The sequence below is a fragment of the Microcystis sp. LE19-10.1B genome, assembly GCF_027530565.1.
GTDB lineage: Bacteria > Cyanobacteriota > Cyanobacteriia > Cyanobacteriales > Microcystaceae > Microcystis > Microcystis aeruginosa.
Genome location: NZ_JAPZQM010000577.1, coordinates 1 through 16,366, shown reverse-complemented (window position 1 = coordinate 16,366; position 16,366 = coordinate 1). Strand labels below are relative to the sequence as shown.

The 16,366-nt window shown below is 41.7% G+C and carries 16 protein-coding genes; 6 read left to right on the top strand and 10 right to left on the bottom strand.

All coding sequences use genetic code 11. The annotated features are described in order from the left end of the window. Window positions 1-385: 385 nt before the first annotated feature. Together O9332_RS21005 and O9332_RS21000 are read left to right on the top strand one after the other, a co-directional pair. Window positions 386-1,639: a competence/damage-inducible protein A gene (locus O9332_RS21005; RefSeq protein WP_288027240.1), complete on the top strand. Its 1,254-nt coding sequence runs from the start codon at window positions 386-388 to the stop codon at window positions 1,637-1,639. Between the two features lie 196 nt (window positions 1,640-1,835). Next, a complete protein-coding gene (locus tag O9332_RS21000) occupies window positions 1,836-1,967 on the top strand; it encodes a hypothetical protein (RefSeq protein WP_002757361.1) in 132 nt (43 codons plus the stop codon). Between the two features lie 425 nt (window positions 1,968-2,392). Here O9332_RS21000 and O9332_RS20995 read toward each other — a convergent pair whose 3' ends face one another. Continuing rightward, window positions 2,393-3,988, bottom strand: a complete 1,596-nt coding sequence (locus tag O9332_RS20995; protein WP_288027238.1) for an Hsp70 family protein — start codon at window positions 3,986-3,988, stop codon at window positions 2,393-2,395. A gap of 370 nt (window positions 3,989-4,358) precedes the next feature. Here O9332_RS20995 and O9332_RS20990 point away from each other — a divergent pair, with 370 nt between their 5' ends. Together O9332_RS20990 and O9332_RS20985 are read left to right on the top strand one after the other, a co-directional pair. Next, window positions 4,359-4,958 (top strand): Uma2 family endonuclease, encoded by a 600-nt coding sequence (locus O9332_RS20990; protein WP_012265011.1) that lies wholly within the window; start codon window positions 4,359-4,361, stop codon window positions 4,956-4,958. Window positions 4,959-5,057: 99 nt separating this feature from the next. Next, complete coding sequence (locus tag O9332_RS20985) at window positions 5,058-5,525, top strand: DUF29 domain-containing protein (protein WP_002757365.1); 468 nt, start codon at window positions 5,058-5,060, stop codon at window positions 5,523-5,525. Between the two features lie 77 nt (window positions 5,526-5,602). Here O9332_RS20985 and O9332_RS20980 read toward each other — a convergent pair whose 3' ends face one another. From O9332_RS20980 to O9332_RS20940, 9 genes are all read right to left on the bottom strand, one after another. Continuing rightward, a complete protein-coding gene (locus O9332_RS20980) occupies window positions 5,603-6,178 on the bottom strand; it encodes a Uma2 family endonuclease (RefSeq protein WP_288027236.1) in 576 nt (191 codons plus the stop codon). Window positions 6,179-6,208: 30 nt separating this feature from the next. After that, window positions 6,209-6,784, bottom strand: a complete 576-nt coding sequence (locus tag O9332_RS20975; protein WP_288027234.1) for a Uma2 family endonuclease — start codon at window positions 6,782-6,784, stop codon at window positions 6,209-6,211. 32 nt (window positions 6,785-6,816) lie between these two features. Beyond that, window positions 6,817-7,386, bottom strand: coding sequence for a Uma2 family endonuclease (locus tag O9332_RS20970; protein ID WP_002757368.1), 570 nt, complete (start codon window positions 7,384-7,386; stop codon window positions 6,817-6,819). Between the two features lie 43 nt (window positions 7,387-7,429). Next, window positions 7,430-8,776, bottom strand: coding sequence for an acetyl-CoA carboxylase biotin carboxylase subunit (accC, locus tag O9332_RS20965; protein ID WP_288027232.1), 1,347 nt, complete (start codon window positions 8,774-8,776; stop codon window positions 7,430-7,432). Further along, complete coding sequence (locus O9332_RS20960; RefSeq protein ID WP_288027230.1) at window positions 8,755-8,976, bottom strand: hypothetical protein; 222 nt, start codon at window positions 8,974-8,976, stop codon at window positions 8,755-8,757. The genes accC and O9332_RS20960 overlap by 22 nt, the downstream gene beginning before the upstream one ends. A 185-nt stretch (window positions 8,977-9,161) precedes the next feature. Continuing rightward, window positions 9,162-11,126 (bottom strand): single-stranded-DNA-specific exonuclease RecJ, encoded by a 1,965-nt coding sequence (gene recJ / locus O9332_RS20955; RefSeq protein WP_288027228.1) that lies wholly within the window; start codon window positions 11,124-11,126, stop codon window positions 9,162-9,164. 58 nt (window positions 11,127-11,184) lie between these two features. Further along, window positions 11,185-11,826, bottom strand: coding sequence for an LppP/LprE family lipoprotein (locus O9332_RS20950; protein WP_004266810.1), 642 nt, complete (start codon window positions 11,824-11,826; stop codon window positions 11,185-11,187). Then, a complete protein-coding gene (locus tag O9332_RS20945) occupies window positions 11,823-12,284 on the bottom strand; it encodes a hypothetical protein (RefSeq protein ID WP_288027226.1) in 462 nt (153 codons plus the stop codon). Before O9332_RS20945 ends, O9332_RS20950 begins: the two co-directional genes overlap by 4 nt. 74 nt (window positions 12,285-12,358) lie before the next feature. Next, on the bottom strand, window positions 12,359-14,368 hold the full coding sequence (locus tag O9332_RS20940) for an ATP-binding protein (RefSeq protein WP_004266808.1): 2,010 nt from the start codon (window positions 14,366-14,368) through the stop codon (window positions 12,359-12,361). A gap of 208 nt (window positions 14,369-14,576) precedes the next feature. Here O9332_RS20940 and psb32 point away from each other — a divergent pair, with 208 nt between their 5' ends. Together psb32 and O9332_RS20930 are read left to right on the top strand one after the other, a co-directional pair. Next, window positions 14,577-15,260, top strand: a complete 684-nt coding sequence (psb32, locus tag O9332_RS20935; protein WP_004266807.1) for a photosystem II repair protein Psb32 — start codon at window positions 14,577-14,579, stop codon at window positions 15,258-15,260. 232 nt (window positions 15,261-15,492) lie between these two features. Then, complete coding sequence (locus tag O9332_RS20930) at window positions 15,493-16,092, top strand: hypothetical protein (protein ID WP_004266806.1); 600 nt, start codon at window positions 15,493-15,495, stop codon at window positions 16,090-16,092. Window positions 16,093-16,366: the final 274 nt, after the last annotated feature.

Sequence of the window (16,366 nt, the reverse complement as noted above, 5' to 3'; positions counted from 1 at the left end):
AATCCTTATCTGGCAAGAGACTTAATTGATTAGTTCGCTCTAGATAAAAAACAATTGACAAAAATCGCTAAATGCCTTTCTATATAAGGGTTCCATCCCTTATAACCCCCCTCCATTGCATAACACAAACCGAAGAGCCATTCATTCTTAATTCTCCTGACTCCTGACGACCGGCTACTGACTCCTAACCCTAACAACAATTTTTGATTTTTACAAGAGGTCTAATATACAAGACTTTGATTGTTGATAGCTTACTGGTATAATACTGGAGCGCACTGGTAGGGTTAACTTCCAGTACCATCGTTACCGAAACCTGATCGAACGATGGTGACAGGAGATCAGTTAATGATCAAAATTGAAAATCTTAAGCTAATTGTCAAAAATTATGGCCGCTGAAATTATTTGTGTAGGAACGGAATTATTATTAGGGGATATAGTTAATACTAACGCCCAATATTTAGCCCTAGAATTGGCAAAATTAGGCATTCCCCATTATTATCAAACGGTGGTGGGGGATAATGTAGAAAGACTGAAAAAAGCGATCGCTATTGCCCGAGAACGTTCCTCAATTTTAATTTTTACCGGGGGACTGGGACCGACTCCCGACGATTTAACCACAGAAACAATCGCCGATTTTTTCCAAACGCCCCTCAGAGAAGATAAAGAGATTTTAGCGGAAATCGAGGCTAAATTTACGAGTTTAGGGCGAGAAATGCCTCCTAGTAACAGTAAACAGGCTTTAATACCTGTGGGAGCCGATTTTTTGCCAAATCCGACCGGAACCGCCCCCGGCATGATCTGGCAACCAGAGACTAACGTAACTATTCTCACTTTCCCCGGAGTACCCTCAGAAATGAAGAGAATGTGGGTAGAAACGGCCATTCCCTACCTAGAAAGTCAAGGATGGGGCAAAGAGAGGATTTATAGTCGTTCTCTGAAATTTCGCGGTATCGGTGAGTCAGCTTTAGCGGAAAAAGTTGTCCATTTATTTGATCTGACTAATCCCACCGTTGCCCCCTATGCTGGTTTAGGCGAAGTGCGTTTGCGAATTGCGACGAAAGCCCCTTCTTTACAGGCTGCTTTGCAGGTAATTGAACCGGTAGCGACGGAAATTAAGGAAATCGCCGGATTAGATTATTTTGGGGCTGATGATGATACTTTACCTGCGGTGGTGGGGGAACTTTTGCGGCGGCAAAAACAAACTTTGAGTGTGGCAGAATCCTGTACTGGAGGGGGATTAGGGGAAATTATCACCCAAATCGCCGGCAGTTCCGATTATTTTGGGGGTGGGGTTATTTCCTACGATAATCGGGTAAAAGTTGCCCTCTTAGACGTAAATGAAGGGGATTTAACTAATTTCGGGGCTGTCAGTGCCATTATTGCCCAACAGATGGCGCTAGGGGTGCAAAAACGCCTCGCTACGGATTGGGGGATCAGTATCACGGGTATTGCCGGACCAGGAGGAGGCAGTGAGACAAAACCCGTGGGCCTAGTTTATATCGGTTTAGCCAGTCCTGACGGAAATGTCACCGTATCAGAGCATCGTTTCGGAGAAAATCGAGATCGCTTGACTATTCGCCAGATTAGTGCTTATACCGCCCTCGATCGCCTACGCCGGAATTTATTAACAATATCTTAAAAAAGAATTGCCAAGAATATATACTCAGACTAAAAAGTTATGTTAAGCTTAATATAAATACAAGATATAGATTCCCCCGCTCGTCAGATTTAACAGCCAAACGATGAAAATTAGTTAAAATTCTCTAGAATCAAGCTGTTGCGGGGATCAATCGACGAAAACTCATAGCTAGTATCTCAAAGGAGCCATTTGGTCAATGGACTATTTAGATGAAGTGATAGACAAGTTGAGAGAATGGGCGCGCAAACTAATCGAGAGTGTTTTTGGTCCGGAACCCGAACCCGAACCCGAACTAATCCCGATCCCCGTGCGCGATCACAGTCGATAAAGCCACCGGTAAAACAGAATATTGCGATAATATCAGTGCAAACTTACTATGAGTCTGCACTTGATTTTTGCCTGAAGCCAAGCCTAGCTTAGAGCAGGCTGAATAAATCTAAAATTTAGACTTTTTGGAAATCAAAAAGTACCAGATATGGGAGTAAGCGGGGGTAAAATTCAGGTAATTTTTTCCTAAAAATTAGGTAGGGTTTGCTGAATAAATCTAAAAACCTTGTTAGATAAGGCTTTTAGACTTTTTTCCCTCAAAAAGTGTTGACCATTGGAGTGATCCGGGGTAAAATCCCTGGACTTTTTCCCTGAAAATTAGGTAACTGACTACCTCAAAATCGGTAAAACCCCACACCCCACACCCCACACCCCACACCCTACACCCCACACCCTGCCCCCACGAGCAACTTTTTGCCGTAAACCCTAGCTTAATTTGGTGACAATTTGATTGTTTAGTAACAATTCTTGACTGAGTAAATCTTCCACATTAATCCGCAGGAAACACTGATCATCAATCCAGAACTGCACTTTAATGCGATCTTTACCCCGAAAACCTAAAGGATCGAGTTTAGCGATTGATCGGGCCCCCTCGCGATCATTTAAGGGTTGAACGCTAGTTTCTCCATTACCGAGGGAACGAGTAATTAATTTATCACCATCAAAATAGACCTCCATTGCCCCCCTTTCCGTCCCTAATTCGCCGATAATTAATTCAATGCTAGGTTGATTGTCCACGGAAGCACCTAGGACTAATTCCACGGGTTTTTCCATGGGATAGGGTTGTCCAGAGTTAATAATTGGATGCCAAGCGTGGGCATTTTTGCGACGATTCCAGTAACGAATGCCGTAGCTATGATAGAGAAAATCCTTGACTTGATAACCTTGGGCTAATTGTAACGCTCCCAAAGCGATCGCTTCAAAGGGTCGATCCTCTTTAATTTTACTACTATCAAAATACTGTCGCACCCAATCTTTTACCGCCGGAATTTGTACAGTTCCCCCAACTAATAACACCGCATCGATGTCGCTAACTTCAATTCCATTGCGTCTTCCCTGTTGCAAAACTCCCGTCATTAAATCATCTAATTGATTAAAAAAGTTTTGTTGTCGGAGAATATCGGTCAATTGTTCTCGATCTAAGCTTAACTCATAACTCTCGAAATTTTCCTCATCAAAATATACCTCCTCGGCGGTTAATTGGGAAGAAAGTTTAATTTTTAATCTTTCTGCTAGACGAGTAGTCAGGGAAGTTTTCGCTAAAGATTGCTTTTGGGCAAAATAATCGACAATCCAATCGTCGATATCTGACCCCCCTAAATTTGTCCCCGCCTTGGCTAAAACTCTCGCTAGTTTAGTTTTTTGGGCGGAATTATTGCCTAAAAGTTTTTCTCCCCACTTGAGAATAAAACCTTGATTTTTTTGAGGATTATCTAAATCTAATTGTACCAAAGAAAGATCGAGGGTGCCACCGCCAAAATCTACCACTAAAATCACCTGATCACCCGTGGTTCCATAACCCAAAGCGGCGGCCGTGGGTTCATCAATTAGGCGAATTTGTTCGATTTCCCATCCCTGACAAACATTGCTTAACCAATTGCGGTAACTTTCAAAACTATCGACGGGAACGGTTAAAACTAGAGATTGGGGGGTTTCCGGGGTGGTGTTTTTTAAGTTGTCGATGATGCTATCGAGAAACCATTGGCCAACCCCCTCGAAACTGAGGACAGTTTCCTCTAATTCCGGTAAAAATCCTTGAATTTTTGCCCCGATACCTCGTTTAAAGCGACGAAAAAAACGCGGATCTTGATCGCTATCTAAACCCCGATCCCGTACCGCTTGACCGGCAATTACTTGCAGGGGATTGGCTGATTTAATATAGAGTAAACTGGGAATTAGGGGGGGATTGTCGGCTATTTGTTGGGATAACTCCGATAATTTCACGGTTTCGGCCCTATTTGTCGCCCCATTCCAACGAGTAATGACGGTATTACTGGTTCCGAAATCAATAGCGTAGAACACGATCGATAGTTTTTAGGTAAATTTAGTTAATTATTGGCTATTGTAACCTGTTATTTAGTGAAACCGCCCGATCGAGGTGGAAGTTTCCCCAAAAAATCGGGAATTTGTTCAGCGCAAGCTAAAGAATTCTGTGCAGAAACTTGACAAATAATCTTTAATAGTAAGTGGTTTCAATTAAATTGAAGATAGATTTGTCTTTGATCCCCCCTGCCCCTAGGGTTGATTCAGGGTAGGGTTGATTCAGGGTAGGGTTGATTCAGGGTAGGGTTGATTCATGAATCAACCCTACCTTGCCCCCCTTGATAAGGGGGGTATCTGACAATTTTTAACACCCACCTACTTAGTATAAGTTGCACCGGATCAAAAGACTATGTTAGCAGTTACCACCTCACCCGAAACCCTCTCCTTAGAAATTCCTAGCGCGATCGCTCTCTCTATCACCCTTGAACAGTTTGAAGCCCTTGCTGCGGTCAACCGTGACTTAAAATTAGAACGTACAGCCCAAGGAGAATTAATCGTGAATCCCCCGACAGGTGGCGAATCAGGACAGCGTAATTTTAGCTTAACGACTCAACTGGGTCGCTGGTGCGAAGAAAACGAAGCTTTAGGAGTCGGGTTTGACTCTTCCACCGGATTTATACTACCAAATGGGGCGATTCGTTCTCCTGATCTATCTTGGGTGAGTCGAGAACGCTGGGAATCTTTAACCCCTAAGCAGAAAAAGGGATTTATTCCCCTCTGTCCCGATTTTGTGGTGGAATTGCGCTCTGAATCCGATAGTCTTGACAAATTACAGAAAAAACTGCTCGAATATAGGGAAAATGGCGCAAGGTTAGGCTGGTTAATCGATCCCCAGAATCGGCAAGTTGAAATTTATCGTCAAGGAAAAGAGGTAGAAATATTAGAAAATCCCACTGATTTATCGGGTGAAGATGTTTTACCCAATTTTAGCTTAAATTTAAAGCTCTGATGTTTTAAGGGGTCATCCTGCGATATTCTGCCAATCTTTTTGAGATCGGGGATTCGCTTCTAAATTATCTAAGAATTCTTTTTTCTAGGTCATCATCAAATGAGCATCGAAAAGTCTTTAGTCTCCTCAGGTAAAAGTCTTTATCAAGAAGATTTCTACCGATGGTTACAAGAAACCGCTAATTTACTCAAAGAACATCGTTTTGAAAAATTAGACCTGGAAAATTTGATCGAAGAAATTGAAACGATGGGAAGGAGTGAAAAACGAGAACTAGAAAGTCGCTTAACCGTCATTGCCGAACATTTGCTTAAATTGACTTACTGGCTAACTGAAAAGGAAGCAAATGCTCAAGGATGGCGCAGCACAATTGTTGAACAACGCCGACAAGTTCAACGCTTATTAAAAGAGAGTCCAAGTCTGAGAAGATTGATTCCTGAAATCTGGATAGATTGTTACCAAGCAGCCAGAGAAGATACTGTAAGAAAGTATCTTCTCTCTGCTGATTTATTCCCGATTGAATCACCCTTCACCCTTGCAGAAATCCTTGATTCTGACTATCTTCCTTAAAACTCAAGTTCGGTATTTTATCGATGAAGACAATGCCCAACAAAGCAAAGCGTTAAACGGCAATCACTACCTCTGATTTACCAAATCAAAGTAAGATTTAAACTAAATTCTGGCAGAATACTTTCCCCCGATAAACTCTCTGGATTAGTTAAAATTTCTACTGCCTGTCCTTGACGATAAATTTCTACTTCTCTCGTTTTTCTATTGATTAACCAACCTAAACGAGTCCCATTATCTAAATATTCCTGCATTTTTTTCCTAGTAGTTTCTAGGCTATCACTAGGAGACATTAATTCAATGACAAAATCGGGAGATAGAGGTAAAAATCTTTCCTTTTGTTGTGGGGTTAAAGCTTGCCATTTTTCTAAAGGTATCCAAGCAGCATCGGGAGAGCGATCGGCCCCATTCGGTAGTTTAAACCCCGTGGAGGAATCAAAAACTACACCTAATTTATGTAGGTTATTCCATAACCATAATTGGGCAGTGATTCCAGCGTTAGAATTACCAGTTTCTCCTCCGGTTGGTGGCATAATAATTAAATCTCCTTTTGCGTTGCGTTCCAAACGTAAATTTCGGTTATCCTGACAAATTTGAAAAAACTGTTCATCGCTGAGTTGCCAAGATTCAAATTTAATTTCTACTACTGTCATCATGTTTAGATTCTCTTTTATAGGATTATAGAATTACCAAATATTATCAAGTTCTAAGACAAATTGAGATAAAATATTTTCCCCCGATAAACTCTCTGGATTAGTTAAAATTTCTACTGCCTGTCCTTGACGATAAATTTCCACTTCTCTAGTTTTTCTATTGATTAACCAACCTAAACGAGTCCCATTATCTAAATATTCCTGCATTTTTTTCCTAGCAGTTTCTAGGCTATCACTAGGAGACATTAATTCAATGACAAAATCGGGAGATAGAGGTAAAAATCTTTCCTTTTGTTGTGGGGTTAAAGCTTGCCATTTTTCTAAAGGTATCCAAGCAGCATCGGGAGAGCGATCAGCCCCATTAGGTAGTTTAAATCCTGTGGAGGAATCAAAAGCGATACCCGTACCATTGTTATCTGACCAATTAAATAATTGTTGGGTGATTCTACCGTTACTATTGGCCGTTTTTCCCCCCGTCGGTGGTATAATAATTAAATCTCCTTTTGCGTTGCGTTCCAAACGTAAATTTCGGTTATCCTGACAAAGTTGAAAAAACTGTTCATCGCTGAGTTGCCAAGATTCAAATTTAATTTCTACTACTGTCATCATAGATTCTCTTTTATATTTATAGGATTATAGAATTACCAAATATTATCAAGTTCTAAGACAAATTGAGATAAAATATTTTCCCCCGATAAACTCTCTGGATTAGTTAAAATTTCTACTGCCTGTCCTTGACGATAAATTTCTACTTCTCTAGTTTTTCTATTGATTAACCAACCTAAACAAGTCCCATTATCTAAATATTCCTGCATTTTTTTCCTAGCGGTTTCTAGGCTATCACTAGGAGACATTAATTCAATGATAAAATCGGGAGATAGAGGTAAAAATCTTTCCTTTTGTTGTGGGGTTAAAGCTTGCCATTTTTCTAAAGGTATCCAAGCAGCATCGGGAGAGCGATCGGCCCCGTTAGGTAGTTTAAATCCTCCAGAAGAATCAAAAACCACACCTAATTTATTTAGGTTATTCCATAACCATAATTGGGCAGTGATTCCAGCGTTAGAATTGCTGGTTTCTCCTCCAGTCGGTGGCATAATAATTAAATCTCCTTTTGGGTTGCGTTCCAAACGTAAATCTCGGTTATCCTGACAAAGTTGAAAGAATTGTTCATCGTTGAGTTGAAACGAGTTAAATTTAACTTCTACTGTCATTATTATCCCCAACCTACTCTCGTCTAAAATTTATGGTAACGCGCTAGGGCAAGAGATGTTCCTGGATGAAATTAGTGTAAACATCTCCAGCTAAAAAGGCGGGAGTTTCCAATATTTTACGATGGAAATCAATAGTTGTCGGTACTCCCGTGATCGCACATTCCCGGAGGGCGCGTTTCATGCGTTTAATGGCTATGTCGCGATTTTCTCCCCAGACAATTAACTTACCAATTAGGGAATCGTAATAGGGGGGGATTTCGTAATCGGTGTAAACGTGGGAATCCATGCGGACACCAGGACCACCGGGGGGCAGATAACCGCTAATTTTGCCGGGGTGAGGACGAAAATTGTGATCGGGATCCTCGGCATTAATGCGACACTCGATCGAATGCCCTCTAAATATCACCTGATCTTGCTTAATTTGCAGTTTTTCGCCCTGTGCCACCAGAATTTGTTCTCGGATCAGGTCCATCCCCGTGATCATCTCCGTGACCGGGTGTTCCACCTGAATACGGGTGTTCATTTCCATGAAGTAAAAATTACCGTGTTTATCGACTAAAAATTCCACGGTTCCCACCCCGACGTAATTAATCGATTTAGCGGCTTTAACGGCGGCATTACCCATTTTTGAGCGTAAATGGGGCGTTAAGAAGGGGCTAGGTGCCTCTTCTAGCAGTTTTTGGTGTCGTCGCTGAATCGAACAGTCTCTTTCTCCTAAATGGATTACGTTACCGTGACTATCGGCCAAAATCTGAAACTCGATATGTCGGGGACATTCGATAAATTTTTCTAGATATACTCCCGAATTGCCAAAAGCCGCTTCTGCTTCGCCTTGGGCGGCTTTTAACATATCACCTAGTTCATCTGCACTCTTGACAAGACGCATCCCACGCCCTCCACCGCCAGCAGTGGCTTTAATCAGGACAGGATAACCGATGTCATCAGCGATACGTTTTGCTTCCGCTTCCGAGGTAATTAAACCACCACTGCCGGGGATAGTGGGAACTCCCGCTTTTTGCATGGTTTTTTTAGCGGTGGATTTATCACCCATAGCCAGGATAGCGCTGGGGGACGGACCGATAAAAGTTAACTGATGATCGGCACAAATTTCGGCAAAGCGGGCGTTTTCTGCCAAAAAACCGTAACCGGGATGGATGGCCGTGGCGTTGCGTGTTAGGGCAGCCGAGATGATATTAGGGATATTTAAGTAACTTTTGCTGCTCGGAGGCGGACCAATACAAACACTCTCATCGGCCAATTGAACATGAAGGGCATGGCGATCGATGGTAGAGTGGACGGCAACGGTTCTAATGCCCAATTCTTCGCAACTATGAAGGATTCTTAAGGCGATTTCCCCGCGATTGGCGATTAATATCTTGGCAAACTGCATTGGACGACCACGAGATCAGGCTGGTGTGATAGGCGACTATTTAGTAGAATATCTGGTTTTGTTACCTTGGGGAAATCGGGTTGGGGAAGTGGGGTGTGGGGTGTAGGGTGTGGGGTGTAGGGTGTGGGGTGTAGGGTGTAGGGTGTAGGGTGTGGGGTGTAGGGTGTGGGGTGTGGGGTGTGGGGTGTGGGGAGAAACAATTCATAACTTGAGAGTTAATCACACTATTAAGTGGGTGGGTGGAATTAAATATAAGATGAACGTAGGTTGGGTTGAAGCATGAAACCCAACGCCCGCATAGTTTACGCTACCGCTAACCCATCCTACAAATAATTGTGCCTCCCTACTTAAAAACGGATTTGGTATTAGATTTATTCAGCCAGCGCTAGATAGCCAAAGCTTTGATGGCAACTTTAATTAAAGTATAAAAACGGGGTTCAGTCACGTTGACTTCTCTAGCTTGTTGTCGATTTTTGCCTAATAAACCAATGCGCTGCCCTTTCTGCACGACTAAAATATCGCCCTGTTCATTTTTGATGCGAATCTCGTTTACATCACCCCAAAAACTACATTGATACATTTTTTCGGCGTGCATAAAAATTGCTTTTTTAATACTATCATTTTCTTGGGGTAATCGCACTCCCACTAATTCAATTTCTATGGTTGTATTACCATTCCAAGTATTTTCTTTGAGTTTATAGGCAATATCTAAACGCGTTGGTAAAGGACAATATTCGCCCCAACGCCAAGCTAGGGCTTTAATTCTGGTATTATCGCTTTGAGCCAGCAATAATTTTAAATGATTTTTTCCGATAGTTTTCTGTTCCACTACTCGCACGTTAGGAGTCCAAAAAACGGGTAATTCATTGCCAATTCCCCAGGGTTGCAAACTATCAATTTGTTGAAAAAGTTGCAGGGTGATTTGTTTAAAGTCGAGGATAGTATCAATTTTAATTAAAGGTTTTAATTGTTCTATTTGTAAAATTTTGTGAGAAAATTGACTTAATCTTTGTTTGAATGCTAGTAAATTAGCTGTGGGTAAACTAAAACCTCCCGCCATTTTATGACCGCCAAATTTTCCTAGTAAATCTTGGCAAAATTGCAGGGCTTCAAAAACGTGAAATTCTTCAATTCCTCTGGCAGAACCGCGAATTTTACCTGGATCTTCTTCCTCGTAAGTACCAATAAAAACCGGCACTCCGTAGCGTTCCACCAAACGGGAGGCCACAATACCAATTACCCCATGATGCCAATCTTTTTCGACTAATACTAAAACTCGATCTTGTTGCCAAAGAATCGGCGTTTCTTCCACTAATTTAATCGCTTCTTCTTCAATTTTTTTGCACAATTCTTGACGAGTACGATTAATTTGTTCGCACTGCATCGCTCTTTCTAAGGCAATTCCCGCCTCATCGGTGGTTAATAATTCAATAACTATCTGGGGATCACCAATTCTGCCAATGGCATTAATTCTCGGTCCCAATTTAAAGCCAATATCATCCGGTTGTAATTGCTTTTGTTCCTCGCTAATTCCCGCTATTTGCATGAGGGATTGAATCCCGACTAATTGGGATTTGGGTAATTTTCTTAAACCCCGTTTTAACCAGCGACGATTTACCCCGATTAATGGGGCTAAATCTGCTATAGTGCCTAGGGTAAATAATGCTAATAATGACTCGGTTAATCCCTGTAATTTACCCATTTTTTGGGCAGTTGTCACCGCTAAAATATAGGCGACTCCCACCCCCGCTAATCCCTGATAGGGAGAGTTAGGGGTTAATAATTTTGGGTTGAGAATAGCGGAGGCATTTGGTAAAATTGGCGGCAGATCGTGATGATCGGTGATAATAACTTTTAATCCTAATTCTATCGCTAGGGCGATCGGTTCGTGAGCGGAAATACCATTATCAACGGTGAGAATCAATCCGACTCCCGACTCGGCAAATTCTTCGACAATGCGCTGATTAATTCCGTATCCCTCTTTCATGCGACTGGGTATGGCATGATTTACCCTAGCACCGAGATGTCTCAAGGCTCTTAACAGTAAAGATGTACTGGTCATGCCATCGGCATCGTAGTCCCCACAGATAGCAATTTTATCGCCCCTAGCGATCGCTTTTACTAATAAATTGACACTTTTTTCTAAGTCGGGAAATTCCCCCAGGGGAGAGGGTAAGGTATCCGCTTCAGGATCTATATAAGTTTTAGCTAATTCGGGGGTATCAATACCGCGATTAATTAAGATAGTTGCTAATAACGATGATAGTCCCATTTCTCGCGCTAACCCCTCGATTTTTTCGGGATTAGCCGCGGCAATATACCAGCGTTGGATGGGATATTTGTAGGTCATTTTTTCTCAAACAATCCAGTAGGGTGCGTTACGCTATGCTAACGCACCGAAAATAAGGTTAAAAGCGGATTTGGATGGCCCCAGCAGCAGGTTGAAAGGGGAGATTATTATTATTAATTCTCAGGGGAGAAGCGGGTACTAACTGCACATTTGGGGTGGTGGGTTGACTTTCGTTGGTACTCAGTAAAGTCAATTGATTAATACTAGGATTAATCGCAAATTGTTGGGTGATAACTCCCGACGGACAACAGGAAGGATCCCGAGGGAGAAATCTTCTCATGTTGACGGTGATCATACCATCTTTGGCACTCAGATTATCGACAATTACTCGATCGGCTAACAGGACAGTATCGGTGTTAGTGGCAGTACCGTTATTATCGATCACTAGGGCTAAATAATGTAATTGCTGTTGATCTCTGGTAATCACTCTTAACACGACAATACCATCATTCCTTTGATCATTATTATAGTCCCCCATCAAAGCTTCTCGACTGACTTGCACTCCTAAAATCTGTCCCTCATTGGATTGAAAAATACCATCGCTGACAATTACGGAACCCCGATTAGGAATGTTATAGACGGTGTTTCTTAAATTATCCACGCTCAGGGGTGTAGATTGGGCAAGTAAGGGCAGAGAATTATTTAATAGTAAACTGATACCCAGGAGGATAGACTGAGGCAAAACTGCTAATTTAATCATGGTTTTGATGGGTTGGGTATATTTTCTTGAGTATCGAATAACTGCACGTTATTGATGGTACAAACCATCCCCTGTTGTGCTGCTAATTTATCTCGCCATTGGCTTAATTGTTGTTGACCATTACTACCATTTAACCAGTAAACTGTCAAGAGGCCGAGGGTTTGTTCTGGTTCACAGGAAAAGCCGAGAGTTTTATCGGGTATGTCGGTATTTCCCTCACGACATTGCCAACCTTGTTTTTCAATTAATTCTTTCCAACCTTGCTCTTCTTTGGCAGCCACGGCAATGCGTTGATCTCCTTGGGTACAAAGCCAATTTTTCTGCTGGGTGGGATCATTGGGTAGATCACCAAGATTGGGGGAATTTTGCTTGATTGGGGGAAGCGAGGGGACTTGAGCATGAACGGAAAAAATCGGTAGTATTAAGAAAGTACCGATGAGCATTTTTAACAGTTTCATCCTTTAAAATTGCCATATTTAGGGATTTATGCCTTTAGAATATCACGTTTTTGAGATATAGATAAAATACTCTCTTAAGATATGTTTAAATCTTTAATTATGGTTTCGATCGCATCAAAGGAAAATTCTCCGGCTAACTGTTGTAAACCTTGGGCAAGGTTAGCATAATCGGGGGGAATTTCTGCGGTTAGGGCGATAATTTTTTCATCATCACATTCTCGCGCCGCTTGTTGCAATTGTCCAATCCAGTCGGGACTGATTAATTTTAATAGGGATTGCAGGGAATCGAGGAAAACTGGCGAATAATTGGGCTGATTTGGCTCATTATCGGCATAAATATATTTTAATCCCAAATATTCGCCCATTTTTTGCCAAATAACTTCCTCTCGGAAAGGTTTACGCACGAAATCATCACAACCTGCGGCAATAACCAAGGCGCGATCCTCTTCAAAAGCACTGGCAGTTAGGGCAATTATCACCGTTTTTCCGCGATTATCAGCCTCTAACCGCCGAATTTCCCTAGTTGCTTCGTAACCGTCTTTAACTGGCATTCTCATGTCCATCCAGATAAGATGAGGTTGCCATGCTTGCCAAATTGCGATCGCCTCTTGACCATTAGCGGCCTCTTGCACGGATAATCCTAGGGTAGCCAGGAGTTTCAGCAACAGCAAACGGCTTTCCGGTCGATCATCGACGACTAATATGCGATATTTAGGCTGATTTTCCTCTAAAGCGATTACTTTTGCCCTATTGGTTTCGGTTTTAATCTCATTTTCCCCCACCAAACCCACCTGAATATCAAAACTAAAAATACTTCCTTGACCCAGAATACTACTAACTCCGATCGCACCCCCCATCAACTCAACAAATTTTTTACTGATAGGTAAACCCAATCCTGTCCCCTGTTGGGATTTTCGTCCCGTTTCCGTTTGGTTAAAGGGTTGAAATAGCTTATAAATCTCCTCTGGGGCGATTCCTGCGCCTGTGTCTTCAATTTCCCAAAGCAATCGCTGATAATCTCCTCTTTTCTCCCCTAATTTTCCCCGGAGAGTTACCCCTCCCGACTCGGTAAACTTCAATCCGTTACCCAAGAGATTGATTAACACCTGTCGCAATTTGCTTTCATCAGTATAAATATACTGAGGAAGCTCGGAGCTGCGATCAAAAATTAAGCTTAAAGCTTTTGTCTGCGCTTGTGGACGGAGCATTTCGGCAATATTATCTAAAAGAGCGTATAAATCGAAATTACTAGGGTTAAAAACCGTTCTTCCTGCTTCTATCTTCGACATTTCTAGAATATCGTTGATTAACTCTAATAAATGTTCCCCGCTACGATTGACAATTTCCAAATATTGGCGATATTCACTGCTGATGCTGCTATCCCGGGATATTAAGCGAGTAAAACCCAAGATAGCATTAAGAGGAGTGCGTAATTCGTGGCTCATGTTAGCTAGAAACTCACTTTTAGCTTTATTTGCCTTAACTGCCGCTTCTTTAGCTTCTTTTAACTCTTTTTCCGCTTCATATCTACTTTGTGCGATCGCAATTAATTCTCCCAGCAACCGCACAAAGGTGACATCTTCCCCTGTCCATTGCTTTTCTGCACTTGCATCCAATCCCAGATAACCCACCGTTATCCCACAACTATCCCACATGGGAACGATTAAGAGACAGGGAGTAGAACTATGAGCGAGAATAGTTCTTTCAGGGATAGCAGTAGCGGGTAAATCTTCTAAAGAGTTTATTTTAACTGGAATACCGTTTAATAATTGTTCCGAAAACCAGGGAAAGGTTTCCGTCGAGAGATTTTGTGATTGTTCCCGAATCGGGACAACTTGCGGATAGTCGGGGTGACAGTATTCATAAACCATACTCCACTGCTGACGACAGGTAGAATATTGAATAATGTAACAGTGAGCGCTCTGGGTAAATTGACAGAGCAGTTCTAGGGTATGATCGATCGCCAAGTGGAGATCTTGAGAAATTAGTAATCTTGTCACCCGTGAGAGCAAATTATCGCGATGGGCCTGCATTTCTAGGGCTTTTTCCCGTTTTTTAGACTCTAGTTCCTCAAAATCACTCATAATCAGTTATCAGTTATCAGTTATCAGTTATCAGTTATCAGTTATCAGTTATCAGTTATCAGTTATCAGTTAAAAGGGTTTGGGTGTTGGGGTTTTAGGGTTTGAGGGTATTAGTTGAATTTCCCCATCACCCCGTCTCCCGTCTCCCGACTCAAAAAACAGTAAACTTTTCCCCTATTATGTTCTATAGGAATTTTACCGAATCAATATGCTCAAATTATTAGCTTCTCTCCTTCTCTCCTGCTGTATAGCCTTGGCTGTTTCCCTGTCACCGGCTGCTGCTATGGGAGTCTATGACCTCCCTATTTTAAGCCCCGGAGCGCCCACTTATGTGGTCGATCCCGTTGCGGCCATTAGTGCCGCTAACGAGGGAAAATTAAATAAAGACCTAAAAAATCTCGCCGAAAAAACCGGACAGGAAGTGAGAATGGTGGTAGTCCGGCGCTTGGATTACGGTCAAAAAATTGACAATTTAGCCGATGATATCCTGAGAGAATGGTATCCTAACTCCGAAGATCGTGCCAATCAAACTATCATCGTCCTTGATACTTTAACCAATAAAACTGCTATTCGGGTTGGGGAGGAAGCAAAACCCCTATTAACCGATGGTATTGCTGATAGTATCCTCTCGGAAACTATGGCAGTTCCCCTCAAAGATGGGGGAAAATATAATCAAGCTTTACTCGATGCTAGTCGTCGTCTAACGGCGGTACTTTCTGGAGAACCGGATCCCGGTCCGCCGGAAGTAGCGACAATTAATATCGAAAGTACCTTTACTACCGCAGAAGAAACTGACGATAAAAATGCCACGATTTGGGTGATAGTTTTACTGGTTTTAGCTACAGTAATCCCCATGGTCACTTATTTTTGGTACGCTGGTTTTGGTCGCTAAATTAAATTAATGATCTGGGACTGATACAGCTAAAATATTCTCAGAGATAGTACAATCCTCAGCCTGAATGAGCAAGATGAAGTAACTTCTAAGTGGGTGGGTGGAATTAAATATAAGATGAACGTAGGTTGGGTTGAAGCATGAAACCCAACGCCCTACAAATAATTGTGCCTACCTACTTAGTAGATTTTAGTTGTATCAGTTCACCCCATTTGCTTAACCTTAATAACTAATGTCTAGACTGGTGACTCAATTACAATCCTATTATCGAGAGGAGGAAGGAACTTACTTAATTGAAATTAAACTTAATCAGTTACAGCAAGTCTTTAATTCTCTCGATCCTTCGCCATTTTTAGATAGAGATTTAGACGATAACGCCGAAAATTATATTATTAACTCTGTGGATGAATTCCCCCTAAATACCCCCCTTAAATTAGTCTTTTATCTTCCCAGTAACGAACAGAATACCGCCCGACATCTGTTACCCTCAGCTTTACATAATTATTTTGACTATCGCCAACAGGTAGAACAAAGAAAATTACGGACAATTTGGCGACAGGGACGCATATCTTTAATAATTGGTCTCTCCTTTCTTTTTGTTTGTTTGAGTCTTAGCGAATTAATTAGTCGTTTTGGCAGCGATACATTTATTCACTTCTTAGAAGAAGGATTATTAATTAGTGGTTGGGTGGCTCTCTGGCGACCTTTAGAAATTTTTCTTTACGAATGGTGGCCCGTCAGTCATCAACAAAAGATTTTTGCTAAACTGGCCTACATCCCCATTGAAATTCGTCTATTAGAGGAACCATCCACCCCAGACTCTTTTCGATAGCTCTAATCCTGCCGATGGCTTGTGTTCAAAGTTACAAAGCTTTTATTTGAAGCAGTTTACAATAAAAAAAATCCGTACAAAGCTTATCGGTTTTCAGCTTGGCTATTACTTTATTCTCAAACTTTTAACTAAGTAGGGTTTGCTGAATAAATATAAAAACCTTGTTGGATAAGGCTTTTAGACTTTTTTTCCCTGAAAAAGTGCCTACCATTGGAGTGATTGGGGGGAAAATTTAGGGATTTTTTCCCTGAAAATTAGGTAATTGACCACCTGA

What these genes read in the sequence shown, in the direction of transcription:
- O9332_RS21005 (WP_288027240.1), top strand. Translation starts at nt 386, where the DNA reads ATGGCCGCTGAAATTATTTGTGTAGGAACGGAATTATTATTAGGGGAT.
- O9332_RS21000 (WP_002757361.1), top strand. Translation starts at nt 1,836, where the DNA reads ATGGACTATTTAGATGAAGTGATAGACAAGTTGAGAGAATGGGCGCGC.
- O9332_RS20990 (WP_012265011.1), top strand. Translation starts at nt 4,359, where the DNA reads ATGTTAGCAGTTACCACCTCACCCGAAACCCTCTCCTTAGAAATTCCT.
- O9332_RS20985 (WP_002757365.1), top strand. Translation starts at nt 5,058, where the DNA reads ATGAGCATCGAAAAGTCTTTAGTCTCCTCAGGTAAAAGTCTTTATCAA.
- O9332_RS20980 (WP_288027236.1), bottom strand. Translation starts at nt 6,178, where the DNA reads ATGATGACAGTAGTAGAAATTAAATTTGAATCTTGGCAACTCAGCGAT.
- O9332_RS20975 (WP_288027234.1), bottom strand. Translation starts at nt 6,784, where the DNA reads ATGATGACAGTAGTAGAAATTAAATTTGAATCTTGGCAACTCAGCGAT.
- O9332_RS20970 (WP_002757368.1), bottom strand. Translation starts at nt 7,386, where the DNA reads ATGACAGTAGAAGTTAAATTTAACTCGTTTCAACTCAACGATGAACAA.
- accC (WP_288027232.1), bottom strand. Translation starts at nt 8,776, where the DNA reads ATGCAGTTTGCCAAGATATTAATCGCCAATCGCGGGGAAATCGCCTTA.
- recJ (WP_288027228.1), bottom strand. Translation starts at nt 11,126, where the DNA reads ATGACCTACAAATATCCCATCCAACGCTGGTATATTGCCGCGGCTAAT.
- O9332_RS20950 (WP_004266810.1), bottom strand. Translation starts at nt 11,826, where the DNA reads ATGATTAAATTAGCAGTTTTGCCTCAGTCTATCCTCCTGGGTATCAGT.
- O9332_RS20945 (WP_288027226.1), bottom strand. Translation starts at nt 12,284, where the DNA reads ATGAAACTGTTAAAAATGCTCATCGGTACTTTCTTAATACTACCGATT.
- O9332_RS20940 (WP_004266808.1), bottom strand. Translation starts at nt 14,368, where the DNA reads ATGAGTGATTTTGAGGAACTAGAGTCTAAAAAACGGGAAAAAGCCCTA.
- psb32 (WP_004266807.1), top strand. Translation starts at nt 14,577, where the DNA reads ATGCTCAAATTATTAGCTTCTCTCCTTCTCTCCTGCTGTATAGCCTTG.
- O9332_RS20930 (WP_004266806.1), top strand. Translation starts at nt 15,493, where the DNA reads ATGTCTAGACTGGTGACTCAATTACAATCCTATTATCGAGAGGAGGAA.